This window comes from Parvimonas sp. oral taxon 393 str. F0440 (assembly GCA_000223315.2).
Classification (GTDB): Bacteria; Bacillota; Clostridia; order Tissierellales; family Peptoniphilaceae; genus Parvimonas.
In genome coordinates this window covers 514,252-540,533 of sequence record AFUS01000005.1, presented here as the reverse complement: position 1 = coordinate 540,533, position 26,282 = coordinate 514,252, and the positions used below count along the sequence as shown (strand labels likewise).

The 26,282-nt window shown below is 30.2% G+C and carries 21 protein-coding genes, 15 tRNA genes and 1 pseudogene; 35 read left to right on the top strand and 2 right to left on the bottom strand.

The features are described 5' to 3' along the window. Window positions 1–29: 29 nt before the first annotated feature. The 25 genes from HMPREF9127_RS07080 to HMPREF9127_RS06965 all read left to right on the top strand — a co-directional run bounded on the left by HMPREF9127_RS07080 (window position 30) and on the right by HMPREF9127_RS06965 (window position 12,692). Window positions 30–389 carry a hypothetical protein gene (locus tag HMPREF9127_RS07080; RefSeq protein WP_009449052.1) on the top strand — a complete coding sequence of 120 codons (360 nt, stop codon included), beginning with the start codon at window positions 30–32 and terminating at the stop codon, window positions 387–389. A gap of 562 nt (window positions 390–951) precedes the next feature. Next, window positions 952–1,419: a GNAT family N-acetyltransferase gene (locus tag HMPREF9127_RS07075; protein ID WP_009449139.1), complete on the top strand. Its 468-nt coding sequence runs from the start codon at window positions 952–954 to the stop codon at window positions 1,417–1,419. 429 nt (window positions 1,420–1,848) lie between these two features. Further along, complete coding sequence (locus HMPREF9127_RS07070; RefSeq protein ID WP_009449138.1) at window positions 1,849–3,384, top strand: YjjI family glycine radical enzyme; 1,536 nt, start codon at window positions 1,849–1,851, stop codon at window positions 3,382–3,384. Beyond that, window positions 3,374–4,219, top strand: coding sequence for a YjjW family glycine radical enzyme activase (locus HMPREF9127_RS07065; protein WP_009448693.1), 846 nt, complete (start codon window positions 3,374–3,376; stop codon window positions 4,217–4,219). The genes HMPREF9127_RS07070 and HMPREF9127_RS07065 overlap by 11 nt, the downstream gene beginning before the upstream one ends. A 148-nt stretch (window positions 4,220–4,367) precedes the next feature. Further along, window positions 4,368–7,601 (top strand): leucine-rich repeat domain-containing protein, encoded by a 3,234-nt coding sequence (locus tag HMPREF9127_RS07060; protein WP_009448839.1) that lies wholly within the window; start codon window positions 4,368–4,370, stop codon window positions 7,599–7,601. A 202-nt stretch (window positions 7,602–7,803) separates the two neighbouring features. Next, window positions 7,804–8,256, top strand: coding sequence for a tRNA (adenosine(37)-N6)-threonylcarbamoyltransferase complex ATPase subunit type 1 TsaE (gene tsaE, locus HMPREF9127_RS07055; RefSeq protein WP_009448519.1), 453 nt, complete (start codon window positions 7,804–7,806; stop codon window positions 8,254–8,256). Next, complete coding sequence (gene tsaB, locus HMPREF9127_RS07050) at window positions 8,253–8,936, top strand: tRNA (adenosine(37)-N6)-threonylcarbamoyltransferase complex dimerization subunit type 1 TsaB (RefSeq protein WP_009448780.1); 684 nt, start codon at window positions 8,253–8,255, stop codon at window positions 8,934–8,936. The genes tsaE and tsaB overlap by 4 nt, the downstream gene beginning before the upstream one ends. Then, window positions 8,937–9,371: a ribosomal protein S18-alanine N-acetyltransferase gene (gene rimI, locus HMPREF9127_RS07045; protein ID WP_009448637.1), complete on the top strand. Its 435-nt coding sequence runs from the start codon at window positions 8,937–8,939 to the stop codon at window positions 9,369–9,371. Beyond that, a complete protein-coding gene (gene tsaD, locus HMPREF9127_RS07040) occupies window positions 9,371–10,381 on the top strand; it encodes a tRNA (adenosine(37)-N6)-threonylcarbamoyltransferase complex transferase subunit TsaD (RefSeq protein ID WP_009449028.1) in 1,011 nt (336 codons plus the stop codon). Before rimI ends, tsaD begins: the two co-directional genes overlap by 1 nt. Before the next feature lie 189 nt (window positions 10,382–10,570). Continuing rightward, a tRNA-Glu gene (locus HMPREF9127_RS07035) sits at window positions 10,571–10,645 on the top strand. A 29-nt stretch (window positions 10,646–10,674) separates the two neighbouring features. Then, window positions 10,675–10,750 (top strand) — tRNA-Val (locus HMPREF9127_RS07030). Window positions 10,751–10,755: 5 nt separating this feature from the next. Continuing rightward, window positions 10,756–10,832 (top strand) — tRNA-Asp (locus HMPREF9127_RS07025). 8 nt (window positions 10,833–10,840) lie between these two features. Beyond that, window positions 10,841–10,916 (top strand) — tRNA-Thr (locus tag HMPREF9127_RS07020). Between the two features lie 22 nt (window positions 10,917–10,938). Continuing rightward, window positions 10,939–11,023: transfer RNA gene (locus HMPREF9127_RS07015), tRNA-Tyr, on the top strand. Between the two features lie 40 nt (window positions 11,024–11,063). Then, window positions 11,064–11,137: transfer RNA gene (locus tag HMPREF9127_RS07010), tRNA-Gly, on the top strand. Window positions 11,138–11,141: 4 nt separating this feature from the next. Further along, window positions 11,142–11,218, top strand: a tRNA-Arg gene (locus HMPREF9127_RS07005). A 5-nt stretch (window positions 11,219–11,223) separates the two neighbouring features. Next, a tRNA-Gln gene (locus tag HMPREF9127_RS07000) sits at window positions 11,224–11,300 on the top strand. Window positions 11,301–11,307: 7 nt separating this feature from the next. Next, a tRNA-Lys gene (locus tag HMPREF9127_RS06995) sits at window positions 11,308–11,383 on the top strand. A gap of 5 nt (window positions 11,384–11,388) precedes the next feature. Next, window positions 11,389–11,477 (top strand) — tRNA-Ser (locus tag HMPREF9127_RS06990). Window positions 11,478–11,481: 4 nt separating this feature from the next. After that, window positions 11,482–11,572: transfer RNA gene (locus tag HMPREF9127_RS06985), tRNA-Ser, on the top strand. 7 nt (window positions 11,573–11,579) lie between these two features. Beyond that, window positions 11,580–11,656, top strand: a tRNA-Ile gene (locus HMPREF9127_RS06980). A gap of 70 nt (window positions 11,657–11,726) precedes the next feature. Further along, window positions 11,727–11,800 (top strand) — tRNA-Trp (locus HMPREF9127_RS06975). A gap of 162 nt (window positions 11,801–11,962) precedes the next feature. Beyond that, window positions 11,963–12,038, top strand: a tRNA-Phe gene (locus tag HMPREF9127_RS06970). 257 nt (window positions 12,039–12,295) lie between these two features. Next, window positions 12,296–12,368: transfer RNA gene (locus tag HMPREF9127_RS08255), tRNA-Phe, on the top strand. A gap of 147 nt (window positions 12,369–12,515) precedes the next feature. After that, entirely contained in the window at window positions 12,516–12,692 is a 177-nt protein-coding gene (locus HMPREF9127_RS06965; protein ID WP_009449016.1) for an HTH domain-containing protein, read from the top strand. Between the two features lie 41 nt (window positions 12,693–12,733). On the opposite strand, the gene HMPREF9127_RS06960 is transcribed toward HMPREF9127_RS06965, so the two are convergent. Next, window positions 12,734–13,990, bottom strand: coding sequence for a helix-turn-helix domain-containing protein (locus HMPREF9127_RS06960; RefSeq protein WP_009448956.1), 1,257 nt, complete (start codon window positions 13,988–13,990; stop codon window positions 12,734–12,736). Between the two features lie 449 nt (window positions 13,991–14,439). Between HMPREF9127_RS06960 and argF the strand changes: the two genes are divergently transcribed. The 10 genes and pseudogenes from argF (at window position 14,440) to brnQ (ending at window position 25,317) form a co-directional block, all read left to right on the top strand. Beyond that, window positions 14,440–15,432: an ornithine carbamoyltransferase gene (gene argF, locus HMPREF9127_RS06955; RefSeq protein ID WP_009448841.1), complete on the top strand. Its 993-nt coding sequence runs from the start codon at window positions 14,440–14,442 to the stop codon at window positions 15,430–15,432. A 9-nt stretch (window positions 15,433–15,441) separates the two neighbouring features. After that, window positions 15,442–16,377, top strand: coding sequence for a carbamate kinase (gene arcC / locus HMPREF9127_RS06950; protein ID WP_009448889.1), 936 nt, complete (start codon window positions 15,442–15,444; stop codon window positions 16,375–16,377). A 9-nt stretch (window positions 16,378–16,386) separates the two neighbouring features. Continuing rightward, on the top strand, window positions 16,387–17,322 hold the full coding sequence (locus tag HMPREF9127_RS06945) for a DMT family transporter (protein WP_009448731.1): 936 nt from the start codon (window positions 16,387–16,389) through the stop codon (window positions 17,320–17,322). 147 nt (window positions 17,323–17,469) lie between these two features. After that, window positions 17,470–18,138: a nitroreductase family protein gene (locus tag HMPREF9127_RS06940; RefSeq protein WP_009448650.1), complete on the top strand. Its 669-nt coding sequence runs from the start codon at window positions 17,470–17,472 to the stop codon at window positions 18,136–18,138. Window positions 18,139–18,172: 34 nt separating this feature from the next. Beyond that, a complete protein-coding gene (locus HMPREF9127_RS06935) occupies window positions 18,173–19,288 on the top strand; it encodes an Mbeg1-like protein (protein ID WP_141557539.1) in 1,116 nt (371 codons plus the stop codon). A gap of 119 nt (window positions 19,289–19,407) precedes the next feature. Beyond that, complete coding sequence (rpsL, locus tag HMPREF9127_RS06930) at window positions 19,408–19,818, top strand: 30S ribosomal protein S12 (protein ID WP_009448792.1); 411 nt, start codon at window positions 19,408–19,410, stop codon at window positions 19,816–19,818. A 132-nt stretch (window positions 19,819–19,950) separates the two neighbouring features. Next, window positions 19,951–20,420 (top strand): annotated as a pseudogene (gene rpsG / locus HMPREF9127_RS06925) (30S ribosomal protein S7). Between the two features lie 39 nt (window positions 20,421–20,459). Further along, a complete protein-coding gene (fusA, locus tag HMPREF9127_RS06920; protein WP_009449112.1) occupies window positions 20,460–22,535 on the top strand; it encodes an elongation factor G in 2,076 nt (691 codons plus the stop codon). A gap of 20 nt (window positions 22,536–22,555) precedes the next feature. Next, window positions 22,556–23,749: an elongation factor Tu gene (gene tuf, locus HMPREF9127_RS06915; RefSeq protein WP_009449131.1), complete on the top strand. Its 1,194-nt coding sequence runs from the start codon at window positions 22,556–22,558 to the stop codon at window positions 23,747–23,749. Window positions 23,750–24,021: 272 nt separating this feature from the next. After that, window positions 24,022–25,317: a branched-chain amino acid transport system II carrier protein gene (brnQ, locus tag HMPREF9127_RS06910; protein WP_009448654.1), complete on the top strand. Its 1,296-nt coding sequence runs from the start codon at window positions 24,022–24,024 to the stop codon at window positions 25,315–25,317. A gap of 210 nt (window positions 25,318–25,527) precedes the next feature. Here the strand turns inward: brnQ and gpmA are convergent, their stop codons facing one another. Then, window positions 25,528–26,271, bottom strand: coding sequence for a 2,3-diphosphoglycerate-dependent phosphoglycerate mutase (gene gpmA, locus HMPREF9127_RS06905; RefSeq protein WP_009449128.1), 744 nt, complete (start codon window positions 26,269–26,271; stop codon window positions 25,528–25,530). Window positions 26,272–26,282 lie beyond the last annotated feature (11 nt).

Below are 26,282 nucleotides of genomic sequence, written 5' to 3'. Positions count from 1 at the left end.
ATAATTTTATGACTTGTAAGGAAATTATTTTGTTAAAGAAAATAAAAGAGGCTATTACATGTTATTCATATAATGATAATGCAAAAAATGAATTTAATGGTAGAGTTTTCTTTCCATTTAATCCAAATATAAGTTTTATGGCAAATAATTTTAAGACTATTAATAATTACTTTTATGAGCTTAATAATATAATTTTTAAATACAAATATTTAAGTAATGATTTAAATAGATATAAGTATGATTTAATATTAGAAAAGTCAAGGGTGTTTTATGAGCAAGGAATGTATAAAAAAGCTTATAAGTGTTCACTAAAATCTTCTGATATTATTGGGAAACATGGAATGATGTTTAAATGTTTATATAAATTAGGAAAAAAGAAAAAGCTTTAGTACATTTAGGGATATATTTTAATAAATTAGAAGACAATTTTAACAAAAATCTTCTTAGGTTAATTACTTTAAGAGGTATATTTGAAGATTCCTATCATGATGAAGAAGTATTTAATTTTGTAAGATTAAAACGAGATGAGGATGAAATAGAAGAGTTGTTGACTTATTTTCAAGTAGAAGAAGAATTAAAGAGTAACATAAAAGAACAACTTTATAAACTTAAAAGTTATTATGAAAATAGTTAAAAAGTTTGTCTTAAAGATAATATGGATTTAGTAAGTTTTGAAGAGTCTTAGCTGAAATACAATTCCATGGAATTAAAGGGATAATTAATATAAGAGAAAACTATAATCACAATTATTAAAATCTATTGATTTATGTATTGTTAGTTTAAAACTAATATAACACTAATGTTATATGATAGAATTAAGAAGTGTCATTTATGATATTAATTTAGCAAATTTAAGAAAGTTGAATAAGAAATACTAAAAAGGTTTATATAAAATTAATTTTGTCATAATATTAATCTTTAGAGAAGTAGATTTAGAAATTGAGGTGAACTATGAATATAAAGTTAGTTAGAATAAGCATTGAGGACACAGAAAAATTATGGGAAATGCAAGTTCAAGCATTCCAAAAATTATTGGATAAATATCAAGATTTTGATACTAATCCTGCAAATGAAACTAAAGAAAAGATCAAAACTAAATTACTTCAAGAATATACTTTCTTTTATTATATTTATGAGGAAAATAATATCGTTGGTGCTATTCGGGTAATTGATAGAAGAGACGGAAGCAGAAAAAGAGTAGCACCTGTATTTATAATGGAGAGATTTCGTAATAGAGGGTTAGCTCAAAAAGCTTTCTATGAAATAGAAAGAATTCATGGTAAAGGTAATTGGGAGCTTGATACAATATTTCAAGAAAAAGGAAACTGCTACTTATACGAAAAATTAGGATATACAAAGACTGGAGAAATTGATAGAATAAATGATAAAATGGATATTATTCACTATATAAAAAATTAGGAACTCTCAGATATCTAAGTTGAAAAATATATAGAAACTAAATAATTCATGTCATAGCAACTTAAAGAAAAACCACCAACACGTTATCTCGAGAGTAGTCAATCTAGCCCTAACTTTGCTTGTTTACAAGCAATAGTAGGCCTGACGGGAGCAATTGTATCTTCTGATACAATCGCCCTGGAAATCTCATACTTTTGTTTACAAGTAAACAAAAGTAAATTTATTTGGAGTAATTGTATATTTTGGGCTAATTGTTTTAGAAATATAATAAATACTCAATTGTATTTATAAAAAGTTTATTAGTTTTTTCTGAAAAATTTTTTAAAATATCTACTTAAAAAAGACAATTAACAGTATCATTTTGGAGATTATTCATATATAATATGGGTAAATAGTAAATGACTTTTTGACATAAAATTGGAGGTATTTATGATTTCTAAAATAAAAACATTGGACGAAGCTAGAGAATTATCAATGAATATTATTAAGGCTAAGGATTTAACTTATGAGCAAAAGACTTCTCAACTTGCAAAGCTTGCAGAGAATTTGAATGATTTTCCTGTAAGTTCAATTAATGATAGAATTTTTGAAATTTCTGAAAATGGAGGTTTCTGCGATTTGTGGGAAGGTCATGCGCCTTATGCACCGAGATATATTTGCCCTAATTATCAAAAACTTTTAGATGAGGGTTGTAAGTTTTTACGTCTTGAGAAGGCTGAAACTTTACTCGATGCAATAAATAGTTTATTGATTTTTTATCATCATGTTCCTTCTATAACAAGATACCCGGTTTATATTGGGAAAATTGATAAGCTTTTAGATCCATTTATTACAGATAGAGAGGAAGCTAAAAAGTTAATTAAGTGGTTTTTAGTTTCTTTGGATAGAACAATTAATGACAGTTTTTGCCATGCAAATATCGGCCCTGAAAAGACTGTTGCAGGAGAAATTATTTTAGAATTACTTCCAATTTTAAATAATGTTACTCCAAATATGACAATTCTTTATGATGAAGATATTACACCTGACGATTTTGGAGAAAAGGCAGTTTATGCATCTCTTTTAACTGCAAATCCTGCTTTTGCTAATGATAAATACTATAGAAAAGATTTTAATGGAGATTATGCGATAGCAAGTTGCTATAATGGACTTCCAATTTCAGGCGGAGCATTTACTTTAAGTAGATTAAGACTTGGCTCTCTTGCTAGAAGTTCAAGTTCAAAACAAGATTTCTTTAATAGAGTTTTACCTGAAGCAATAGATTTAATGTGCAATTTTATGGAAGGAAAAATCAGATTTATAGTTGAAGAAACTCCTTTCTTTGAGGAAAACTTCTTAGTTAAAGAAGATTTTATCGAGTTAGATAGATTTGTTGGACTTTTCGGAGTTGTAGGACTTCATGAATGTGTTCAAAAACTTTTAGAGTTTGAAAGTAAAGATTTAGTTTATGGAAAAGACGATTATGCCAACAATTTGGGGCTAGAAGTAATGGATTTTGTAGAAAATAGAGTTAATTCATTTGAAAGTAAGTATTCAACTTTCTGGAACCATAGATTTATGCTTCATTCACAAGTTGGGGCACAAGATGATATGGAAGATAGTGCAGGAGTTAGAATCAGAATAGGTAAGGAAATTCCTATGTATGACCATATTAAACATTCAGCTTTATTCCATAAGTATTTTCCATCAGGAATTGGCGACCATTTTCCATTTGATGAAACTGCTGAAAAGAATCCTGCTGCTGTTTTAGATATTTTTAAGGCTGCATTTAGATTAAATATGAGATATATTTCATGTTATGGAGAAAATGGCGATTTGATTCGTGTAACAGGATATTTAGTAAAGAAATCTGATATGCAAAAATTTATTGACGGAGAAAGTATCAGCTATGATACTGTTCAATATGCAAGAGAGGCTTTTGAAAAATATCATTTATTAGAACGTAAGGTTAGAGATGTCAAATAAAGGAATTATAAATAAAATAATAGATATGTCGGTGGTAGACGGACCTGGAAACAGGACGTCTATTTTCCTACAGGGTTGTAATTTTAACTGTTTTTATTGTCATAATCCTGAAACTATTAGACATTGTATAAATTGTATGGAATGTATTCCGTCTTGTCCGACTAAGAGTTTGAAGAATGTAAATGGAAAAATAGTTTGGAATGATAAAACCTGTATAAATTGTGATGAATGTATAAGGGTTTGTAAGCATCTTTCAAGTCCAAAGATTTATAATTGGACAGTTGAAGAAACGGTCGAAAGAATAAAAAAGAATATACCTTTTATAAGGGGGATTACAGTTAGTGGTGGAGAATGTACTTTGCAACATACTTTTTTAACTTCTCTTTTTACAGAGGTTAGAAAGCTTGGTCTTACTTGTTTTGTTGATACAAATGGTGGAATACCTTTAAAGAGACTTCCTGATTTTGTAGAAGTTTCAGATGCTTTTATGCTCGATATAAAGGCTTTTGATAATGAGGAACATCTTTTTATAACTAAAAGTAAGGTTGATGTGGTTTTAGAAAATGCAGATTATCTTGCAAGTATTAATAAACTATTTGAGATAAGGACTGTAACAATTGCCGGAATGGACAATAGAACTACTATTGATAATATTACAAAGATGCTTTCCAAATACATAAAAATGGGACATAAAATTCGATATAAAATTATAAAATACAGAAAATATGGAGTTAGAGAAGAATATAGTATGTTTTCTGCTCCAACGGATGATGAAATGGAAGAATTAAAACAAATAGCACTTCAAAATGGATTTGAAGATGTTATTATCGTTTAGTCAATATTATAAAATATTTTAGAATTATGTGTTATGCATAGTTCTTTTTTGTATAGAAAATATTAATATTTTCACAGTTTAGAATAAGATATATCTATTATACTTTAAAATCATTATATGATAAAATAATATTGTATATTTATTTTTAATGGAGGATAGTTATGAAAATAAAAGCATATTAGCTTTAGCACTACTTTGCGGATTCTCTTTTTCACAGGTAAGTTTTGCCGATAGTGAAACTGTGATTTACAACAAAGACGGAATTATAGTTAATTTAATTGGAGATGGCGATGGAATTTTTAAGATTTCTGTTGAAAATAAGACTTCAAAAGATATGGTTGGGGTTAAAGTAAAGACAGAAGATATTAAGGGTCTTAAAATCATTAAGGGAAAAGAACTTGAGATTGGCGATATAAAAGCCGGAGAAAAGAAAATTTTAGAAAATGAAAAAATACAATTTGAAGTAGTAGAAGCTATTAAAGATGGCATTAAAAAAGGAAAACTGGCTAAAACTGGAATAGATGGTGTTTATAAAATCAATGTAACAATTGCGGTAGCAGGAATTGTTGGAGTTGTTTCTGTTTTAGTTTCTAAAAAGATAAATGCAAAAAAACTTTTATCTGTTGCAGTTGGTACAGGAATTTTGATGTCTTCAGTTTTGGCATATAATTCAAGTGCAGACGGAGTTTATAAAAATTCTGCCAATTTATCCGGAAAGATAGAAATAAAAGGAAAGACTTATGACTATGTCGGAATTTTGATGTGGAATGGTGAAAATTCTAAAGTTGAAAATGACGAACAGGATAAAGTTGTTGAAATTGAGGATGCAAACTTGAAAAAATTCATTTTAGATAAGCTACATGCCTATGAAGGTGAAGATAGTTTTGAAACAGAAATGAATGAATATAATTTTAAACTTACTGATAAGTCATATAGAAAAGATAAAAATTCAAATGAAATATATAAGAGTGATTTGGAAAAAATTGAATCAATAGGAATTAGAGGAATGGATGCGGCTGAAGAAAATCTTATTGAAGTTAGCAGTATTAAAGGACTTGAATATTGTAAAAATTTAAAGACTCTTACAATTTCTTCCGGTGAAATTCCTGATGATAACGAAGAAATAAGATATTCAAAAGGAGCTATTAAAGATTTAACACCACTTTCAAATCTTAAAAAACTTGAATTGTTAAGACTTTCTCATAATGAAATTTCAGATATTTCTCCACTAAAAGATTTGACAAGACTTAAATATTTGTATATTTCACATAATAATATTTCAGATATTAGTTCGTTGAAAGATTTAACTAATTTAGAAAATTTTGATTTTGCAGTTAATAAAGTATATGAAATGAGCGTTGTTAAAAACTTTAAGAAACTTAATTTACTAGATATTTATTCAAATAAAATTTCAGATATCAGTTATGTTAAAGAACTTGAAAATATAACATATTTAATAGCAGATAACAATAATATTGAAAATATTAGTGCTTTGAAAAATTTAAAATTATTAGAAAATCTAGATTTAGGAAATAATAAGATTAAAGATATTTCTGTTATAGACGGCTTAACAAAATTGACAAAATTGAGTTTAAAGGGTAATAATCTTGACAGTTTTAATTTAACAAATATTACTAAAGTTGAAGATTTGAATCTTGAAAATAATAAAATTTCAGATGTTACATTCTTAGAAAAACTTACTAAACTTACAAGCTTGAATTTGAATAAGAACAATGTAGAAAATATAGATGCTGTTAGTAATTTAAAAGATTTAATTTATCTATATATGAATAATAATAAAGTTTCAAATATTGAAGCTTTGAAATCTTTAAATAAACTTTCAAATTTAACAATATCAAATAACAATGTTTCAGATATTTCAGCTCTTAAAGACTTAAATGAACTTGCAAGTGTTAAAATTGACGGAAATAAAGTAAGAGATTTTTCACCTATTAACGATAAGAGCAGTATATTTGAAAAAGTTATTCATAATCAAAATTTAGATTTAGATGATGTAGCTGTTAGTGAAAAAAATTTTGAAATTGAAAATCCTTTTATTGGACTAGACAAGATTGCTAAAGGTGGAAATGTCAATGTTAGCTCAGAAACTAAGGGAGTTACAGTAACTTTAGAAGACGGAAAATTAAAATTTAATTTAACAGATGAAGCACTTAATAAAACTAAAGACGGCGGTTTAGACTTAAAAGTTAAATTTGCTTTTGAAAATGAAATGGACTATGCAAATAATCCTACTGAATTAAATTTGAATTTAAAACTTGTTCATTCAAGCAAAAAAGTTGTTAAAATTGAAGATGCTAAATTTTTAAAGGTTATTAATAAGAATTTAGATAAAAATAGAGCGGATAATCAAGAGGTTACTGTTGAAGAAATGGAAAGTTTAACAGAATTATCAATTTTCTTAAAAGAAGATGGAAGTGCCGACTTTAGTGAAAATGCAAAATATTCCATACTTGGAGTTCCTCAAAGTTTAGCTGGAACAAAAGATTTTAAATTTGCAGTTACAAGGGGAATGAAGAGCATTAAAGGTTTGGAATATGCAAAAAATCTTAGGAAATTGAAAGTAAATGAAAATGAAATTTCAGATATAACTTCTCTAAAAAATTTGACTAAATTGGAATATTTAGAAATTCAAAGAAATAGAATTGTTGATTTAAAACCTTTAGAAAAATTAACAAATCTTACTTTCTTGAAATTATATAACAATTTAATTGAAGATATAACTCCTCTTTCTAATCTTACAAATCTAACAGGATTAGATTTACATTACAATGTAACTGTTGAAGGAGATGAACTTCATAAAAACATATCTAAGGGAATTACTGATATTTCAGCTTTAAAAAATTTGAAAAATTTAACATTCTTGGACATTTCAGCTAATAGAATAGAAGATGTTTCAATTATTAAGGATTTGAATAAAATTGAACACTTGGATATTTCAGGAAATAGAGTTAAAAATTATGAAGGACTAGGAGATTATATTGCCGAAAGATTGGAAAAAGCATTAAATGAAGGTGTTGGAAGTATACAATTTTCAGGGCAAGGAGTCAACTTTGGTTCTACTGTGGAAGTAAATGGTAAAGAAGTTTCTTTTGATACACCTTTTAAAGGAATTAAAGAACTTGGAAATTCATTGGCACAAGCATTTGGATCGGAAGAAACTATTAATCTATTTAGTGAAATTACTGCAGGTGATGATGGAATTGAAGCAAGTTATGATGTAGAAACAAATAAGATAACTTTAAAGTTTTCTGATGAATTTATTGCTGAATATAAAGGAAGAACATTTGATATAAATTTAAAAATGACTTTTGATGAATATACTTGGACTTTAAAAAATGTAAAGCTTAAATTTTCAGAATAATATATAACGAAAAGGGAGATTGGATTAATCTCCTTTTTCTATTTTTACTGTTATAAAAATATTTTTTGTGATATAATAATTATAGCTTTATGCCATATGATAAAGCCATAATTATTTCATCATAATAACCAAAATTTAATTATTAAAAAGAGATTATGATTTAATAAAATGTAATTTATATTTATAATTTAGGAGGGAAAATTTGTTAGAGATTATTTTAAATTCTTTAGATGAATGTGATAATTTTTCTAAAAGATTTTCAAAAACATTAAAAAATGGCGATGTGATTTCTTTAATTGGAGATCTTGGTGCCGGAAAGACAACTTTTACAAAATTTTTAGGAAAAAATTTGGGGATAGGTGAAGATATTACTTCACCAACTTTTAATTTAGTTAATTTATATTACGGAAAGTTTGAATTTAATCATATGGATTTGTATAGAATTAATACTCCGGAAGAACTTTATCAAATAGATTATGAAAACTACTTTTATCCTGACGGGATTACGGTGATAGAATGGGCAGAAAATGCAGATTATTTATTACCTAAAAATTTAATTGAACTTGAGATTTTAAAAATTTCTGAAAATTCAAGAAAGATTGTAATTAATGGAAATAATAAAAGAGAATTAGAAATTATAGAGGAATTAGAATGAAAATTTTAGCGATAGACACTTCAACAACACATAGCTCCTGTGCAGTAATGGAAGATAATAATATTGTTGGAGATTTTAGTATTAATCAAAGTATGAGCCATAATGAGATTTTACTTGTAATGGTTGATGAAATGCTTAAAAAATTAAATATTGATATAGAAGATATAGATTTATTCGTTGCAGTTACAGGGCCGGGCTCTTTTACAGGAATAAGAATAGGGGTTACTGTTGTAAAGGCCTTGGCAATGGCTTTGAATAAACCGATAGTTGCAGTGAATACATTAGAGGCTCTTTCTTTTGGGGTGTTTTCCGATAAAAAGAAAATTCCTTTAATTGATGCTAGGGGAGAAAGAGTTTACTATGGAGTTTATGAGGGGATAAATAATAAAAATATTGTTGCTCCTGCTCTTTTAACTATTGATGAGCTTTTAGAAGAATTTTCGGATAAAGGTGAATTTGTCTTTGTAGGAGATTGTGTTAATTTGTATAAGGAAAGAATTTTTAAAAATAAAAATTTTGCGGTTACTCCTGCATGTTTAAATAGTTGTATTTCAAAAAATGCCTGTGTTATCGGAAAACAAAAATATGAAAGTGGAGATATTTCAGACTGTTTTAATTTAAGTCCTGAATATGTAAGACTTTCACAAGCTCAAAGAGATTTAGAAAATAAAGGTAAGTAGATGATTTTATATAGATATGCGAAAAATGGGGATGTCTTTGATATTCTTTCTTTAGATGATGAAAATTTTTCCAATAATTTTGACGAAAAATTTTATTTGGAATATATAAAAAATCAAAGAGTCGTAGTTGCAGAAAATCAAAAAAATATTGTGGGGTATATTTTATTTAACCAAATTTTAGATGAAGCTGAAATTTATAAAATAGTTGTTTCTAAAGAGTTTAGAAAAAAACAGATAGCATTTAAAATTGTTGAATTTTTACTTGATGAATTAAAGAAAAATAATGTTAAGAAGATATTTTTAGAAGTTAGAAAAAGCAATATTCCTGCAATAAGTTTATATAAAAAATGTGGATTTATAAATATTAGAGAGATTATTGACTATTATACTAATCCTAAAGAAGATGGTATTATGATGTTAAAAGAGGTAGTTTAATGGAAGATGTAAAAATAATGGCGATAGAGAGCAGTTGTGATGAAACAAGTGTAGCTATTGTAAAAAATGGTAGAGAAATTATTTCTAATATAATTTCTTCTCAAATAGATATGCATAAAAAATTTGGGGGAGTTGTTCCTGAAGTTGCTAGTAGAATGCATTTAGAAGTTATCAATAATATTGTAAAAGAGGCATTAGATGAAGCAAAAATCTCAATGGATGACATAGATGCAATTGCTGTAACTAAAGGACCCGGTCTTGTTGGTGCTTTACTTGTCGGTATTTCAGAGGCGAAGGCACTTTCCTATGCTTGTAAAAAACCATTGGTTGGAGTTAATCATATGAAAGGACATATTTGTGCAGCATATATAACTCATAAAGAACTGGAGCCACCATTCATTTGTCTTTTAATTTCCGGGGGACATACTTATTTAGTACATGTAAAAGATTATAATAATATGGAAGTGATAGGAAAGACAATTGATGATGCTTGTGGAGAGGCTTATGATAAAGTTGCAAGATGTTTAGGAATGAATTATCCTGGTGGACCTGAAGTTGAAAGACTGGCAAAACTCGGTAATGATGAAGCTATAGATTTTCCAAGAGTAATGCTTGATAAAAATAGCTATAACTTTAGCTTTAGCGGACTTAAAACTGCTGTATTAAATTATTTAAACAGTAAAAAGCAAAAAAATGAAGAAATATCAAAAGAAGATGTCTGTGCCAGTTTTCAAAGAGCAGTTTTTGATGTTTTGATTTATAAGACTGAAAAATTAATGAAAGAGAAAGATTTGAAAACTCTTGTCGTATCAGGTGGAGTTTCTGCAAATAATACATTAAGAGCGGAAATTGAAAAGATGTGTAAAAAAAATAATTTCAAATCATATTTTCCTGATAAAATACTCTGTACAGATAATGCCGCTATGATTGCATCGTCCGGATATTATGAGTATATATCCGGAGTAAGAAGTGATTTGACATTAAATGTTGAGCCGAATTTGGAGTTATAATTTTTAAAAAAATTTTAAAAAAAGTGTTGACAACTAAAAAAATAAAGTGTATAATATTCGAGTAACTGTTTGAGAGATACATTTTTAAAAGATTAGATAAATTAAAAACTTTAAAAAAGTATTGACAAATTATGAGTTATAGTATATAATTATTAGGCAGTCAATTTTAAAACATAAATTGATTGATGAGGCCCCATGGTCAAGCGGTTAAGACATCGCCCTTTCACGGCGGTAACCCGGGTTCGAATCCCGGTGGGGTCACCACTTTATTTTAATTGGTGTTGGTTATATTTGGGCGCATAGCTCAGTTGGGAGAGCATCTGCCTTACAAGCAGGGGGTCATAGGTTCGAGCCCTATTGTGCCCACCAAATATGGCCTGGTAGTTCAGTTGGTTAGAATGCTAGCCTGTCACGCTAGAGGTCGTGGGTTCGAGTCCCATCCAGGTCGCCAATAATTATGCTGGTGTAGCTCAATTGGTAGAGCAACTGACTTGTAATCAGTAGGTTAGGGGTTCAAGTCCTCCCACCAGCTCCAATCTGCTTTTTGTAGATTATATGGAGGAGTTCCCGAGTGGCCAAAGGGGACGGACTGTAAATCCGTTAGCTGCGCTTTCAGTGGTTCGAATCCACTCTCCTCCACCAATTGAATTTTTTGTTAAGACCATAAAGTTTGAGTTTATATGCGGGTGTAGCTCAGTGGTAGAGCCCCAGCCTTCCAAGCTGGTTGCGAGGGTTCGATTCCCTTCACCCGCTCCATTTTGCACCTATAGCTCAGCTGGATAGAGCAACGGACTTCTAATCCGTGTGCCAGAGGTTCGAATCCTCTTAGGTGCGCCAACCTTTGGGGTATAGCCAAGTCGGTAAGGCACTAGACTTTGACTCTAGCATTCCGCAGGTTCGAGTCCTGCTACCCCAGCCAATTTTATGATTCATTAGCTCAGTCGGTAGAGCACCTGACTTTTAATCAGGGTGTCCGGGGTTCGAATCCCCGATGGATCACCATTCATGGAGAGGTATCGAAGTGGTCATAACGAGGCGGTCTTGAAAACCGTTTGGGTTCACGCCCACGTGGGTTCGAATCCCACCCTCTCCGCCACAATGGAGAAATACTCAAGTGGCTGAAGAGGCTCCCCTGCTAAGGGAGTAGATCCTTTACGGGATGCGAGGGTTCAAATCCCTCTTTCTCCGCCAATAATTTGGGCCTTTAGCTCAGTTGGTTAGAGCGCCCGGCTCATAACCGGTAGGTCCCGGGTTCAAGTCCCTGAAGGCCCACCAAATTATCTGAAGATATTTCTATTATAGAAATATCTCTTATTTTATAGAGCTAAAAAAGGATTGATACTGTAGGGGTATAGTTCAACGGTAGAATGTCGGTCTCCAAAACCGCTGATGAGGGTTCGATTCCTTCTACCCCTGCCATTTACATAATATTTTAAATATGCCCAGATAGCGATAGTCGGTATAAGAGAGTAACCAAAATATCGAGATGAAATCGAAGATATTTTAAATTAATATCTTAGTCTAGTGCGAAGCACGAGAGAATGAGCTATCGCATAGCAAAAAAATCATAATATTAAATATGCCCAGATAGCTCAGTCGGTAGAGCAGAGGACTGAAAATCCTCGTGTCGGTGGTTCGATTCCGCCTCTGGGCACCAGATCTGTAATTCGAGAATTCTGTTACGGATTGCTATTATTTTCCTGCTGATGCAGGATTTTTTTTGCTCATTTTTTGTTTTATAATTTTAAGCCCAGATAGCGAAAAGTCGGTATAAGAGAGTAACCAAAATATCGAGATGAAATCGAAGATATTTTGAGTTAATATCTTAGTCTAGTGCGAAGCACGATAAGATGAGTTATGAAAAGTTAAAATAGAGAAAATCTTAAAAAGCAAATAAAATAAAAGTGTTAATAAATAGTTATCATCTGGTAGAGTCAGAGGACTGAAAATCCTCGTGTCGGTGGTTCGATTCCGCCTCTGGGCACCAGATCTGTAATTCGAGAATTCTGTTACGGATTGCTATTATTTTCCTGCTGATGCAGGATTTTTTTGTCTATTTTTAGATAATTTTTTATTTTAATTTAATTGTTCTGTATTTAGGGTATAAAAGTCTTATAAATAAGGAGGTATTAAAATGGAATTAAGTGAAAAGATTATTGAATTATTAAAATCTTCAGAAGCTCTTAAAAGTGGAGAAATTGCCGAAAAATTAGGAGTTGAAAAGGCAGATGTGGATAAAGTTTTAAAGAAATTAAAGGCTGAAGAAAAAATAATTTCTCCAAAGAGATGTTATTATTCTGTTGAAAAATAGAAAGAGTCGTTGATTTAATTCAACGACTTTTTAAAATTTAACTAAATTTCTCTATCTTGTAGTTTTAGATTTTTTCTAAATTCTGTAGGCAACATTTTTTGATATTTTAAAAAATTTCGATTAAATGTTTTAACGGTATTATATCCGACTTCAAATGCAATATCTGTAATTTGCATATCTGTTTTTAATAATAGTTTTGTGGATTTGTTAATTCGTACAAAATTTAAAAAACTTTTAAAATTTTTCTCTACATAGTATATAAACAATCTATTCAGTTCAGTTATAGATATTGAGAAGTTTTTACATATACTTTCTATATCAATATCTTCACTTGAATTTTTGACTACATAGTTAAGTATTCTGTAGAATTTTCTGATATTTTCTATTTGACAAATTTGAGATACTTTATTGAAAGTTTGTCTGTACTTATTAGGATTTTGACCTGTTCTTGCTGTAAAAACTTTTGAAAGGTGAGAACGATCGGAAAATCCGGTTATTTCTGCTATTTCTTCTATATCTAAATCTGTATATAGTAACATATCCATAGTTTTTCCGACTCTCATTTCATTTATTAAGGTGTTAAATGAAAGTCCGGTTGTTTCCTTTACATATCTATTTATGGTTGATTCACTCATGAAAAATAGTTTTGAAATAGTGGAAATTGTAAGTTTTTCGCTTAAATGGGCATGGATATATCTAAAAATATTTATTTTATCAAATTTTTCATCCATTTTTCTTATCTTATTAGTGTCTTCATCCTGCATTCTTCTGTAAGTTATAATCAAGTCAATTATTTTATTTAAGACATAAGCTGAAGATATTGGGTTTTCATTTTTATTATATAATGTTGAATCTTCACCTAATTCATCTCTTAGCATATCAAATATATTTGAAAAATATTCGAATTGCTCATCAGTACATTGAATTACCGGATTATCGTAAAATGAATTTATTAAACTTAAATTTTCCGCATCTACATTGTAAAATGATTTTATTATTTTATTAGCGCTATCAAAATTATATTTTAGAATAAAATATTGTATAGTCTTTGAAACTTCAACAACTTCAGTATATTCCCAAGGTAGAATACAAACTAAAGTCCTGTCTTTTATTTCGTAGATATTATTTTGTATTCTCATCTTTGCAGTTCCTTTTTTTATCAATAAAAACCTGGCAGACTGATGAAAAAGACCTTTTGTCGGGGATGAAATTATCTCTCTATCAATACTATACATACTCTCTTCATTTATATATGAATTAGCTCTGTTTTGTATTTCTATTCCTTTTTGTTTAGTCATAAATACTCCTGTTATAAAATATTTTCTATGTACATTATTAGTATAAATCATAATCTAGTTTATGTAAAGTTTAAGAGGTTAAAATATATGTCTTTTTTTAATATAATATAAAATTATTTTCAATATTATAAATATTTAATTTTAAAATAGTTTATATTCAAATAATTAATATTAATCAATGGACAATTTATAATATATTATTTGTAAAATTGTGTTATATTTTTCATTAATATAAGACAATAATTATATTTTTATTAAATGATTTTATATTAATTCATTTTTGAAAAATACTAAAAATGACAAATCTATTAAGACTATACTTATAAAATAAATAGAAAGTAATACAAATTTTATTAAATAAAATGTCCGAAATTTTTTAATGAATATAGTATAATAATGGTGTAGGGGTACAGTTACTGTACCAAATATATATTCAAAGGAGAATTGTTATGAGCAAAAACTTAAGAGGAAGAAATTTCCTAACATTATTAGACTTTACAAGTGATGAAATTCGTTACCTTTTAGATCTTTCAAGAAATTTTAAAGATTTAAAGAGAAGTGGAACTCCTCATCGTTATTTAGAAGGAAAAAATATAGTATTATTATTTGAAAAAACTTCAACAAGAACTCGTTGTTCTTTCGAAGTTGCGGGAATGGACTTAGGTATGGGAGTTACTTACTTAGATCCGGGTTCTTCACAAATGGGTAAAAAAGAATCTATTGAAGATACTGCAAGAGTTTTAGGAAGAATGTATGACGGTATTGAATACAGAGGATTCAGCCAAGAATTAGTTGAAACTTTAGGAAAATATGCAGGAGTACCTGTATGGAACGGTTTAACTGACAAATTCCACCCAACTCAAATGTTAGCTGACCTTTTAACAATTGAAGAAAAATTCGGATACTTAAAGGGATTAAACTTTGTATATATGGGAGATGCAAGAAACAATATGGGTAACTCACTTATGATAGCTTGTGCTAAAATGGGTGTAAACTTTACAGCTTGTGCTCCAAAAGAATTATGGCCTGAAGAAGAATTAAGAGAAAAAGCATTAGAAATCGCTAAAGCTACTCATTGTACTGTAAGCTTTGAAGAAGATGTTAAAAAAGGAACTACAAATGCTGATGTAATCTACACAGATATTTGGGTTTCAATGGGTGAACCGGACGAAGTTTGGGCTGAAAGAATTAAATTATTAAAACCATACCAAGTAAACAAAGAAGTTATGGCAAATGCTAAAGAAACTGCTATCTTTATGCACTGCTTACCTTCATTCCATGACCAAAAAACTGTTATCGGAAGACAAATTTTTGAAAAATTTGGTATTCCTGAAATGGAAGTTACTGATGAAGTTATTGAAGGACCTCAATCAGTTGTATTTGATGAAGCTGAAAACAGAATGCATACTATAAAAGCAGTTATGTATTCAACTTTATGGTAAGAGGTACAAATGGGAAAGAGAATAGTTGTAGCTTTGGGGGGTAATGCTTTAGGCAATACCCCTTTAGAGCAATTAGAGAAAGTTAAAATAGCTGCCGATATTATTTCAGATTTAGTTAAAGATGGAAATGATGTTATAATCGGACATGGAAATGGACCTCAAGTAGGAATGATTAATTTGGCTATGGATTATTCAGCAAATGGTAAGGAAAAAACTCCTTTAATGCCTCTTGTTGAATGTGGAGCTATGAGTCAAGGATATATTGGATATCATTTACAACAAGCCTTAGGTCAAGCGTTTAAAGAAAAAGGAATAAATAAAACTGCTGTTTCCGTTGTAACTCAAGTTGAAGTTGCAGAGGATGATAAAGCATTTGAAAATCCAACTAAACCTGTTGGAATGTTCTATACAAAGGAAAAAGCTGAAGAACTTGAAAGAGAAAAGGGCTTTACTTTTGTTGAGGATTCAGGAAGAGGATATAGGAAAGTTGTTCCTTCACCAAAACCATTACACATTGTTGAAATTGACGCTGTTAAGAAAATGGTAGATGCCGGGCTTGTAGTTATAACAGTAGGTGGCGGTGGAATACCTGTTGTTAAGAAAAATGGAAAACTAGTAGGAATTGATGCGGTAATTGATAAAGATAAATCAAGTGCTGAACTTGCATCAGAACTAGATGCTGATTTCCTTTTAATTTTAACTGCAGTTGACAAAGTTTGTATTAATTTCAACACACCCGAACAAAAAGAATTAGATGAAATCACAGTTGAAGAAGCTAAGAAATACATTGCAGAAGGTCAATTTGGAAAGGGAAGTATGCTTCCTAAGGTTGAGGCTTGTTTAGATTTTGTAAATGGTTCAGAAAACAGATGTGCCATCATTACTTTGCTTGAAAAAGCATCAGATGCTGTAAAAGGTCTTACAGGAACTAAAATAGTTAAGTAGGAGGACATTTTGAACAATATTTCACATAGAACAAGCTTTTTGGCAAAAATTGCGCTTTTTATTGTAGCTATTTTATGGGGAACTTCTCTTACGGTAGTTAAAAGTGCAGCGGATGTATTTAAACCTAATTTTATTTTAGGTATTAGATTTACCATAGCCGGAATTATCTTAGCAATTATTTTTCATAAAAAATTGTTTAAAGCAAGAAAAGATGAATTGACAGCCGGAGCTATAATTGGAGTATTTTTATTTGTTGCTTATTCAAGTCAAACACTTGGAGTTACTTTTACAACTCCGGGACGTAGCGGGTTTTTATCAGCATCATATTGTGTAATTGTACCGTTTTTATATTGGATAACAAATAAAGTTAGACCTGATAAATTTAATGTATCTGCTGCAATTTTTTGTATAATTGGTATATTCTTTATAGCTATGGCAGGAGAGAGCGGTTCAATTTTTAATTCAAGTTGGACAGCGATTTATGGAGATGCACTTGCACTTTTAAGCGGAATTTTATTTGCATCACATATAGTAATGGTTACAAAACTTGGAGTAGGTAAAGATCCATTTGTACTTACAATAATGCAATTTTTAGTATCAGGTGTTTTATCTTGGATAACTACTTTTGCTTTAGAAAATAATGCAGGAATGCAAATTACATTAAGACCTATGCTTGAAGTTTTATATCTTTCTATAATGTGTACTGCAGTTGCATTATTATTACAAAACTTAGGGCAAAAATATACAGATCCAAGCAGTGCCGCTATTATTTTAGGTTGTGAGTCAATCTTTGGAGTTGCATTACCTGTTGCGCTTGGAATTGAAAGTTTAACTGTTAAATCAGTTATAGGTTTTGTTCTAATTTTTATTGCGATAATAATTTCAGAAACAAAATTATCTTTCATATTTAAAAAGAAAAGTGAAGAAGCTGAAAATAAAATTTAGAAGTCTTAGGACTTCTTTTTTTATTGGAATTCAAGCGGTTTGTATCGATAGAGTTTTTTGATTTATATTGACTTTTGAGCTTTCGTATGTTAGTATAGAGATAAATTTGGGGGGCAGTATGTGCCCTTTTCTTATATAGGGGGAAATATGAATTTTGATAAATTTGTAGAAGAAAGACATTCCGTAAGAGCATATCTTAAAAAAGATATAGAACAAAATTTAATAAATGAAATAAATAGAGATATAGAAGAATACAATAATATTGGAGATTTGCATATTCAATTCATTACAAATGAACCGAATGCCTTTGGAAAGAGTATTTTGGCAGATTTTGGAAAATTTAAAAATGTTAATAACTATATAGCAATGATTGGGAAAAAATGTGATAATTTAGATGAAAAGATTGGATATTTTGCAGAAAAATTAGTTATAAAAGCTCAAAGTTTGGAGCTTAATACCTGTTGGGTTGGAGGAACATATAGTAAGAAAAATGCTAAATATGATATAAAAGAAGATGAAAAACTTGTATGTGTTATAGCTATAGGATATGGAGAGACAAACGGAAAGACAAGAAAACTTAAAAGTATTTCTTCAGTTGCAAGTAGTGATGTAGAAATGCCTGATTGGTTTTTAAAAGGAGTAAGATTTGCACTGCTTGCACCTACAGCCTTAAATCAACAAAGATATAAAATTATTCTAAAAGATAATAAGGTAGATATAGTTTCAAAAATGGGATTTTATACAAAGGTTGATTTGGGAATTATTAAATACCATTTTGAACTTGGAGCAGGTAAAGAACATTATAGCTTTGAATAATAGGAGGAAATATGTTTAATATTGATGTTTTTTAATTTTAAACTGTATAATTTATGTTCATAATTTTGAAAAAGATGATGTACAAGAAAAAATAGTAGGTAAAAATATTAATGAGATATTTGATTTTATTAGGAATAAAAAAGATGAATCTGGAAATTACCCGGCAGGAATAGATGAAGAAGAATTTTTAAATATTTTAAATACAGTTGACCATAATAGAAAAATTTATGAAAAAATAAAAATAGTAGATGTTGATAACTCGGTCTATGGAAATGCTTCCGGTAGTTATAGAGTTGTAAATGTGAGTTTTCAGTTTAAAGATAATTTAATTATAGTTTACAAGGGTACTGCAGGAGATTTTGAGTGGAAAGATAATGTAGAAGGAACGTATAATATAACAGATACAAAGCAACAAAGAAGAGCTTTAAGCTATTTTGATGAGATGGTTGAAAAGTTTCCGGATATAAATAAAATTTATGTTTCAGGTCATTCCAAAGGTGGAAATAAGGCTCAATACATTGGAGTTCTACGGGGAGATATGTCCAAACTGAAAAAAGTATATTCTTTTGATGGGCAGGGATTTAATGAAAATTTTCTAAAAAAATATAACAAAGAAATTACAGATAATGGATATAAAATCTATAATATTTGTAACGAATATGACTATGTAAATATTATTATGCGGTCAGTATCGAATAAGATTTTTATAAAATCTACTACAAATATTGGAAATGAAGATACCAGATATTCTAAAATAGTTCATATATTAGGAGGGGTTCATTCTCCATACTCAATGTTTAAAAAAGAAAATGGAATTTTAACTTTAAATGAAGTTGTCGAACAGAGTGAAATTATGAAAAATTTTGAAAAACTTTTTGAATACTATGATGCAAATATGGATGAAGAAGATAATAAATTCATGTATTATAGAATGTCCTTGTTAATGATGGATTCAGGAAAGGAAGTTTTTGGAGTTGAATGTCCAATTTCACCAAAAGGCTTTTTTAAAAGATTTACAAAACTTACAAGGGAATTTACAAAGAATGAAAGTGACCTTGATGCTTCGGAAATAACAAGCCTATTTAAACCAATATTATCAGACATAGGTTCGATAATTATAAAGGGGAAAATTTCTGAAAATAGCAGATAAAAAATATTAAAAAACTTAAAAAATATTGACTTTTGTATATATAAATGTTAGAATATTTAGGTACATTTAATAATGTATAGTTATGTGCATTTTTAGAAAAAATTTAAGGAGGTGAAGAAATGCCAACTATTAACCAGTTAATTAAACAAGGAAGAGAAAGAGCTGTTACTAAATCAAAAGCACCAGCATTAAGTTTTAATTTTAATACACTTAAAAAGAGAAGTACTGCTAGTGAATCACCACAAAAGAGAGGTGTATGTACAGCTGTAAGAACTGTAACTCCTAAGAAACCTAACTCAGCGTTACGTAAGGTTGCAAGGGTTAGATTAACAAACGGAATGGAAGTTGCAGCTTATATTCCAGGTATAGGTCATAACCTTCAAGAACACAGTGTTGTGCTTATTAGAGGGGGAAGAGTAAAGGACCTTCCAGGGGTTAGATACCACATTATCAGAGGTACATTGGATACTGCCGGGGTAGCTAACAGAAAGCAAGGAAGATCTAAATATGGAGCTAAAAGACCTAAATAATTAAACTGATGTGGCAGAAATGTTTTATTAATTAGAGTTTAACTTTATAATACATACATTTGTGTGCTTATCAGCAAAGAAAAATCGCTGAGTACCAGTGATACTACTAAATATGGTAAGGAGGGAAGAAAGGTGCCAAGAAAAGGACATGTTCCAAAGAGAGAGGTAATGCCGGATCCGATTTATGGAGATGTGGTTGTTACTAAACTTATAAACAACATTATGCTTGACGGAAAAAAGGAACTGCTCAAGCTATCGTTTACGGTGCATTTGAAATCGTAAAAGAAAAGACTGGCGAAGAACCAACTGAAGTTTTCAGAAAGGCTCTTGAAAATATAATGCCTGTTTTAGAAATTAAAGCAAGACGTATAGGTGGGGCAACATACCAAGTACCTATTCAAGTTAGGCCTGAAAGAAGACAAACTTTAGGTTTAAGATGGTTAGTAACTTACTCTAGAAATAGAGGAGAAAAAACTATGAAAGAAAGACTTGCTAAAGAAATTTTAGATGCTGTAAATAACACAGGAGCAAGTGTTAAGAAGAGAGAAGACACTCATAAGATGGCTGAAGCTAACAAGGCTTTTGCACATTACGGATTCTAATATAGGAATTTTATTTAAAAGGAAAGGGGAAATGCTATTGTGGCAAGACAATATTCACTTGAAAATACAAGAAATATTGGTATAATGGCGCATATCGATGCTGGTAAGACAACAGTAACAGAAAGAATGCTCTATTATACAGGAAAGATCCACAAAATAGGTGATACTCATGAAGGTGCTGCACAAATGGACTGGATGGAGCAAGAAAAAGAAAGAGGTATCACTATTTGTTCAGCTGCTACAACTTGTGTATGGAATGATACAAGAATTAACATCATTGACACTCCAGGACACGTTGACTTTACTGTAGAAGTTGAAAGATCTTTAAGAGTTCTTGACGGTTCAGTTGCACTTTTTGATGCAAAGAGCGGTGTAGAACCACAATCAGAAACTGTTTGGAGACAAGCAGATAAATATGGCGTACCACGTATTTGCTTTATAAATAAAATGGATGCTACCGGAGCTAATTACTATGACTCTATCGAAACTATTAAAGATAAGTTAAAAGCTAATCCGGTTCCTGTACAAATTCCTATTGGAGCTGAATCAGAATTCGTAGGAGTTATTGACCTAGTTACAATGGGTGCTATTATTTATAAAAACGACTTAGGTACAGATATAGAAGAAATAGATATTCCGGATGCTTACAAGGATAAAGCAGAAGAATATCGTCAAAACTTATTGGAAGCATTAGCTGAAACAGATGAGTTTATTATGGAAAAATATTTAGAAGGAGAAGCTATTTCACCAACTGAATTAAGAGAAGCTATTAGAAGAGCTACTATTAATCTATCAATAAACCCGGTACTTTGTGGTTCAGCTTATAAAAACAAAGGGGTTCAACCTCTATTAAATGCTATCGTGGCTTATATGCCATCTCCATTAGACATTCCTGCAATTGAAGGCGTGGATGATAATGAAGAACCTGTAGAAAGACATGCTTCAGATGAAGAACCTTTCTCAGCATTAGCATTTAAAATTGTAGCTGACCCATTTGTTGGAAAGCTTGCATATTTCAGAGTATACTCAGGAACTTTAGAATCAGGTTCTTATGTATATAACTCAACAAAAGGCAAAAAAGAAAGAATTGGTAGAATTCTTATGATGCATGCTAACAAGAGAGAAGAAGTTGACAGCGTATCAGCTGGAGACATCGCAGCAGCAGTAGGTCTTAAAGATACTACAACTGGAGATACTCTTTGTGATATGAATAGCCATGTAATTCTTGAAAAAATGGAATTCCCTGAACCGGTTATTTCTGTTGCTATCGAACCAAAAACAAAAGCATCTCAAGAAAAAATGAGTATAGCTTTACACAAATTAGCAGAAGAAGATCCTACTTTTAGAACTTATACTGATGAAGAAACTGGTCAAACAATCATTTCAGGAATGGGTGAATTACACTTAGAAATCATCGTTGACAGACTTTTAAGAGAGTTCAAAGTAGAAGCTAATATAGGTAATCCACAAGTTTCTTACAGAGAATCTATTTCTCAAGGTGCAGAAGCTGAAGGAAAATACATCAGACAATCTGGTGGTAGTGGACAATATGGACACTGTAAAATTAAAATTGAACCTCAAGAAGCTGGTAAAGGCTTTGAGTTTGTAAATAATATCGTAGGGGGAGCTATTCCAAAAGAATATATCGGACCTGTTCAAAAAGGTATTGAAGAAGCAACTCAAGCAGGTGTACTTGCAGGATATCCTGTTTTAGATGTTAAAGTTACTTTATATGATGGTTCATACCATGAAGTTGACTCATCTGAAATGGCATTTAAGATTGCTGGTTCAATGGCATTTAGACAAGCAGTATCAAAAGCTGCTCCGGTTCTTTTAGAACCGATGATGAAAGTTGAAATAACAACTCCGGATGAATATTTAGGAGATGTTATGGGAGATGTTTCATCAAGAAGAGGTAGAATCCAGGGGATGAATCCTAAAAATGGTGTTCATGTACTTGATGCATTTATACCTTTAGCTGAAATGTTTGGATATGCAACAGACTTAAGAAGTAATACTCAAGGTCGTGCAACATATTCAATGCAATTCGATCATTATGAAAAAGTGCCTCAAGCAATTGCAGAAAAAGTAATTGGCGAGAGAGCAAAAAAATAGATTAGGAGGACTTTAGTAAAATGGCTAAGCAAAAATTTGAAAGAACTAAACCACACGTTAATATCGGAACTATTGGTCACGTTGACCATGGTAAAACTACTTTAACTGCAGCTATCACTTTAGTATTAAATAAGAGATTTGGTACTGGTGAATTCGTTGATTATGCAAATATTGACAAGGCTCCAGAAGAAAGAGAAAGAGGAATTACAATTTCAACTTCTCACGTTGAATATGAAACAGCTAACAGACACTATGCACACGTTGACTGCCCAGGACACGCCGACTATGTTAAGAACATGATTACAGGTGCTGCTCAAATGGACGGAGCTATCTTAGTAGTAAGTGCTGCTGACGGTCCAATGCCTCAAACAAGAGAACATATCTTACTTGCAAGACAAGTAGGCGTTCCTAGAATTGCTGTATTTTTAAATAAAGAAGACCAAGTTGATGACCCAGAATTAATCGAACTTGTTGAAATGGAAGTTAGAGAATTATTAAGTGAATATGAATATGATGGAGATAACACTCCAATCGTAGTTGGTTCAGCTTTAAAAGCTCTTGAAGATCCAGATGGAGAATGGGGAGATAAAATCGTTAAATTAATGGAAGAAGTTGACGCTTTCATTCCTGAACCAGTTAGAGATGTTGACAATCCATTCTTAATGCCAGTAGAAGACGTATTCTCAATCACAGGTAGAGGAACTGTTGCTACAGGTAGAGTAGAAAAAGGTAAAGTAAAAGTTCAAGATAGCGTTGAATTAGTAGGTTTAACTACTGAAAGAAGAACAGTTGTAGTAACTGGTGTTGAAATGTTCAAGAAGATGTTAGATGAAGCTGCTGCCGGAGATAACATCGGTCTATTATTAAGAGGTGTTCAAAGAAACGAAATCCAAAGAGGACAAGTTCTTGCAAAACCAGGTTCAATCAACCCACATACTAAATTTGAATCAGAAGTTTACGTATTAACTAAAGAAGAAGGTGGAAGACATACTCCATTCTTCTCAGGATACAGACCACAATTCTACTTCAGAACAACTGACGTAACTGGTAATATCCAATTAGAAGAAGGCGTAGAAATGGTTATGCCTGGAGATAACGCTAAATTCATAATCGAATTAATTACTCCAATCGCTATTGATGAAGGTTTAAGATTTGCCATCAGAGAAGGTGGAAGAACAGTAGGATCAGGCGTTGTTACTAAGATTTTAGCATAATTAAATTTATGATTTTAAAAGGGAACTTTGTAGTTCCCTTTTTTGTTGTAAAAGGTGTAAATCATATTATTGAAATTCTTTTTATTAATTATTAGCAATTAGTAAACATAATTTTTTTACAATAAACTTTATTTATTTTTAGTTTTATATACTTCATATTATAAAATAAATTAGAAAAATTAAAGATAATTTTTTTAGTTGCCATACCTTGCATGTTTTTATATTTTATGTTAATATTACTTACGAAATCGTTTTTTACTTTAGGAGGGATTATGAAAAAAGAAGTAAATATAATATTTGTAATAGGTTTTAGCTTATTTGCAATGTTCTTTGGTGCTGGAAATTTAATATTTCCAACATATTTGGGATATACTTCCGGTTCTTATTGGCTTATAGCTTTTATTTTATATATGGCTGCTGATGGACTTTTGGCAATGATATCACTTTATTGTGTATTTTCTTCCGGAGGTATCACAGAATTTGTAAAACCTTTAGGAAAATATTTGGGGACAATAGTTTTAGTTTGTATATCTTTATGTATAGGACCTTTGGTAGCAATACCAAGAACAGGTGCAATTACATATAATTTGGGGGTTGCAAACTTTGGATTCAACAGTTTAATTATAACTACAGCGGTATTTTTTACTATTACATATTTTATTTGTATAAAATCTGAAAAAATAGTTGATTTTATTGGAAAATATTTAACACCTGCATTACTTGTATTTTTAATTATTATGATTATCACAGGTATAATTTATCCTGTTGGAAAAATTCAACCCGGAGAAGATTTACAAAAAGTAATGTATGAATCATTTTTAAATGGTTTTCAAACACTAGACGGACTTGGTGCGGGTCTTTTCAATGCGGTTATAGTAAATGCTTTAGTTTTCTATAAAATTAGAAAAGAAAGAGAGAAAAAAGTAATATTGTCTTCTTCTATTATAGCTTTTATTTGTTTAAGCATTGTTTATGGAGGACTTTGTTTCTTAGGAGCAAGTTCAAAATTAAATGTTGAAGGTGCAAAAAACGGTACAGTTATTTTACTTAACTTTACAAATGCATTATTCGGTCGTATAGGTATTTTAATGCTTTCAGTTATAGTAATTTTGGCTTGCCTTACAACTTCAGTTGCACTTACAGGCGGAGTTTCTGAATATTTTGCGGAAATAATGCCTAAAATACCTTATAAAATTTGGGTTATGATTGTTTGTTTTGCAAGTTTTATATTCTCTTGTCTTGGAGTAGATGCAATAATAAAATTGGCAGTTCCACTTTTATTTACATTGTATCCACCAATAATTATATTAATTTTGACAAGTATATTGAGAAATAAAATTCCATGTAATAAAGCTATAAAATATTCAGCAATACTTTCAATAATTATCGGATTTATAACTGTATTAAATGACTCTTTAGGGATTTTTGGATTTATAAAATTATTACCACTTAGTTCTTTAAGTTTTGGTTATTTAATCCCAGCAATAATTGTATTTGTTATTGTTGCTATATTTGAAAATAATAGTAAAAATAATAGTAAAAATAATATTGAAGCTACTAAGGCATAATAAAATTATATTAAAAGATTAATAAATAAGAGCCCCACCCTTCCACGATGCTTTGCATCGGGTGGGTTCCCGGGAACCTTGTTGTTTCACAATAAAAAAGCAACAAGTTACATTGTTGCTTTTTACTTTTACAATATTCGAATAAAGATAGTATTGATAAAATTAAAAGGTTGAGGATTTTATTCCTCAACCTATTTTGTTTAAAAAAATTTACTTTTTCTTTGCTTGATTTGCAACAGAATTTATTTTTGCATTTATTACATCTTGATTTCCTAAATAGTATTTATTTGTAACTTTGAAATCATCATCGAATTCATAAACTAAAGGAATTCCTGTAGGTATATTTACAGAAATAATCTCTTCATCTGTTAAATTATCTAAATATTTAACCAATGCTCTTAATGAATTTCCATGTGCAGTTATTAGAACTCTTTTTCCATCTAACATATCTTTTTTTATAACATCTTCATAATAAGGTATTACTCTTTCAATGGTATTTTTTAAACTTTCATTATAAGGTAATTCACTCTTATCGACATTTCTGTAAGGCTCTTGATTATGAGGACATCTTTCGTCATCTTTATCAAGTGCAGGAGGTGGTACATCAAAGGATCTTCTCCAAAGTTTTACTTGTTCTTCTCCATATTTTTCAGCAGTTTCAGCCTTGTTTAAGCCTTGTAATGCTCCATAATGTCTTTCATTTAATTTCCAAGTTTTTATAACAGGTAACCACTGTCTGTCCATTCTTTCCAAAACAATATTTAAAGTGTTAATAGCTCTTTTAAGATATGAGCAGTAGCATACATCAAAATCGAATTCATTTTCCTTTAAAGAAAAACCGGCTTCATTTGCTTCGATAACACCCTTATCTGAAAGACCTACATCAGTCCATCCTGTAAACAAATTTAATTTGTTCCACTCGCTTTCTCCATGTCTTATTAAAACTAATTTCATTTTTTAAAACT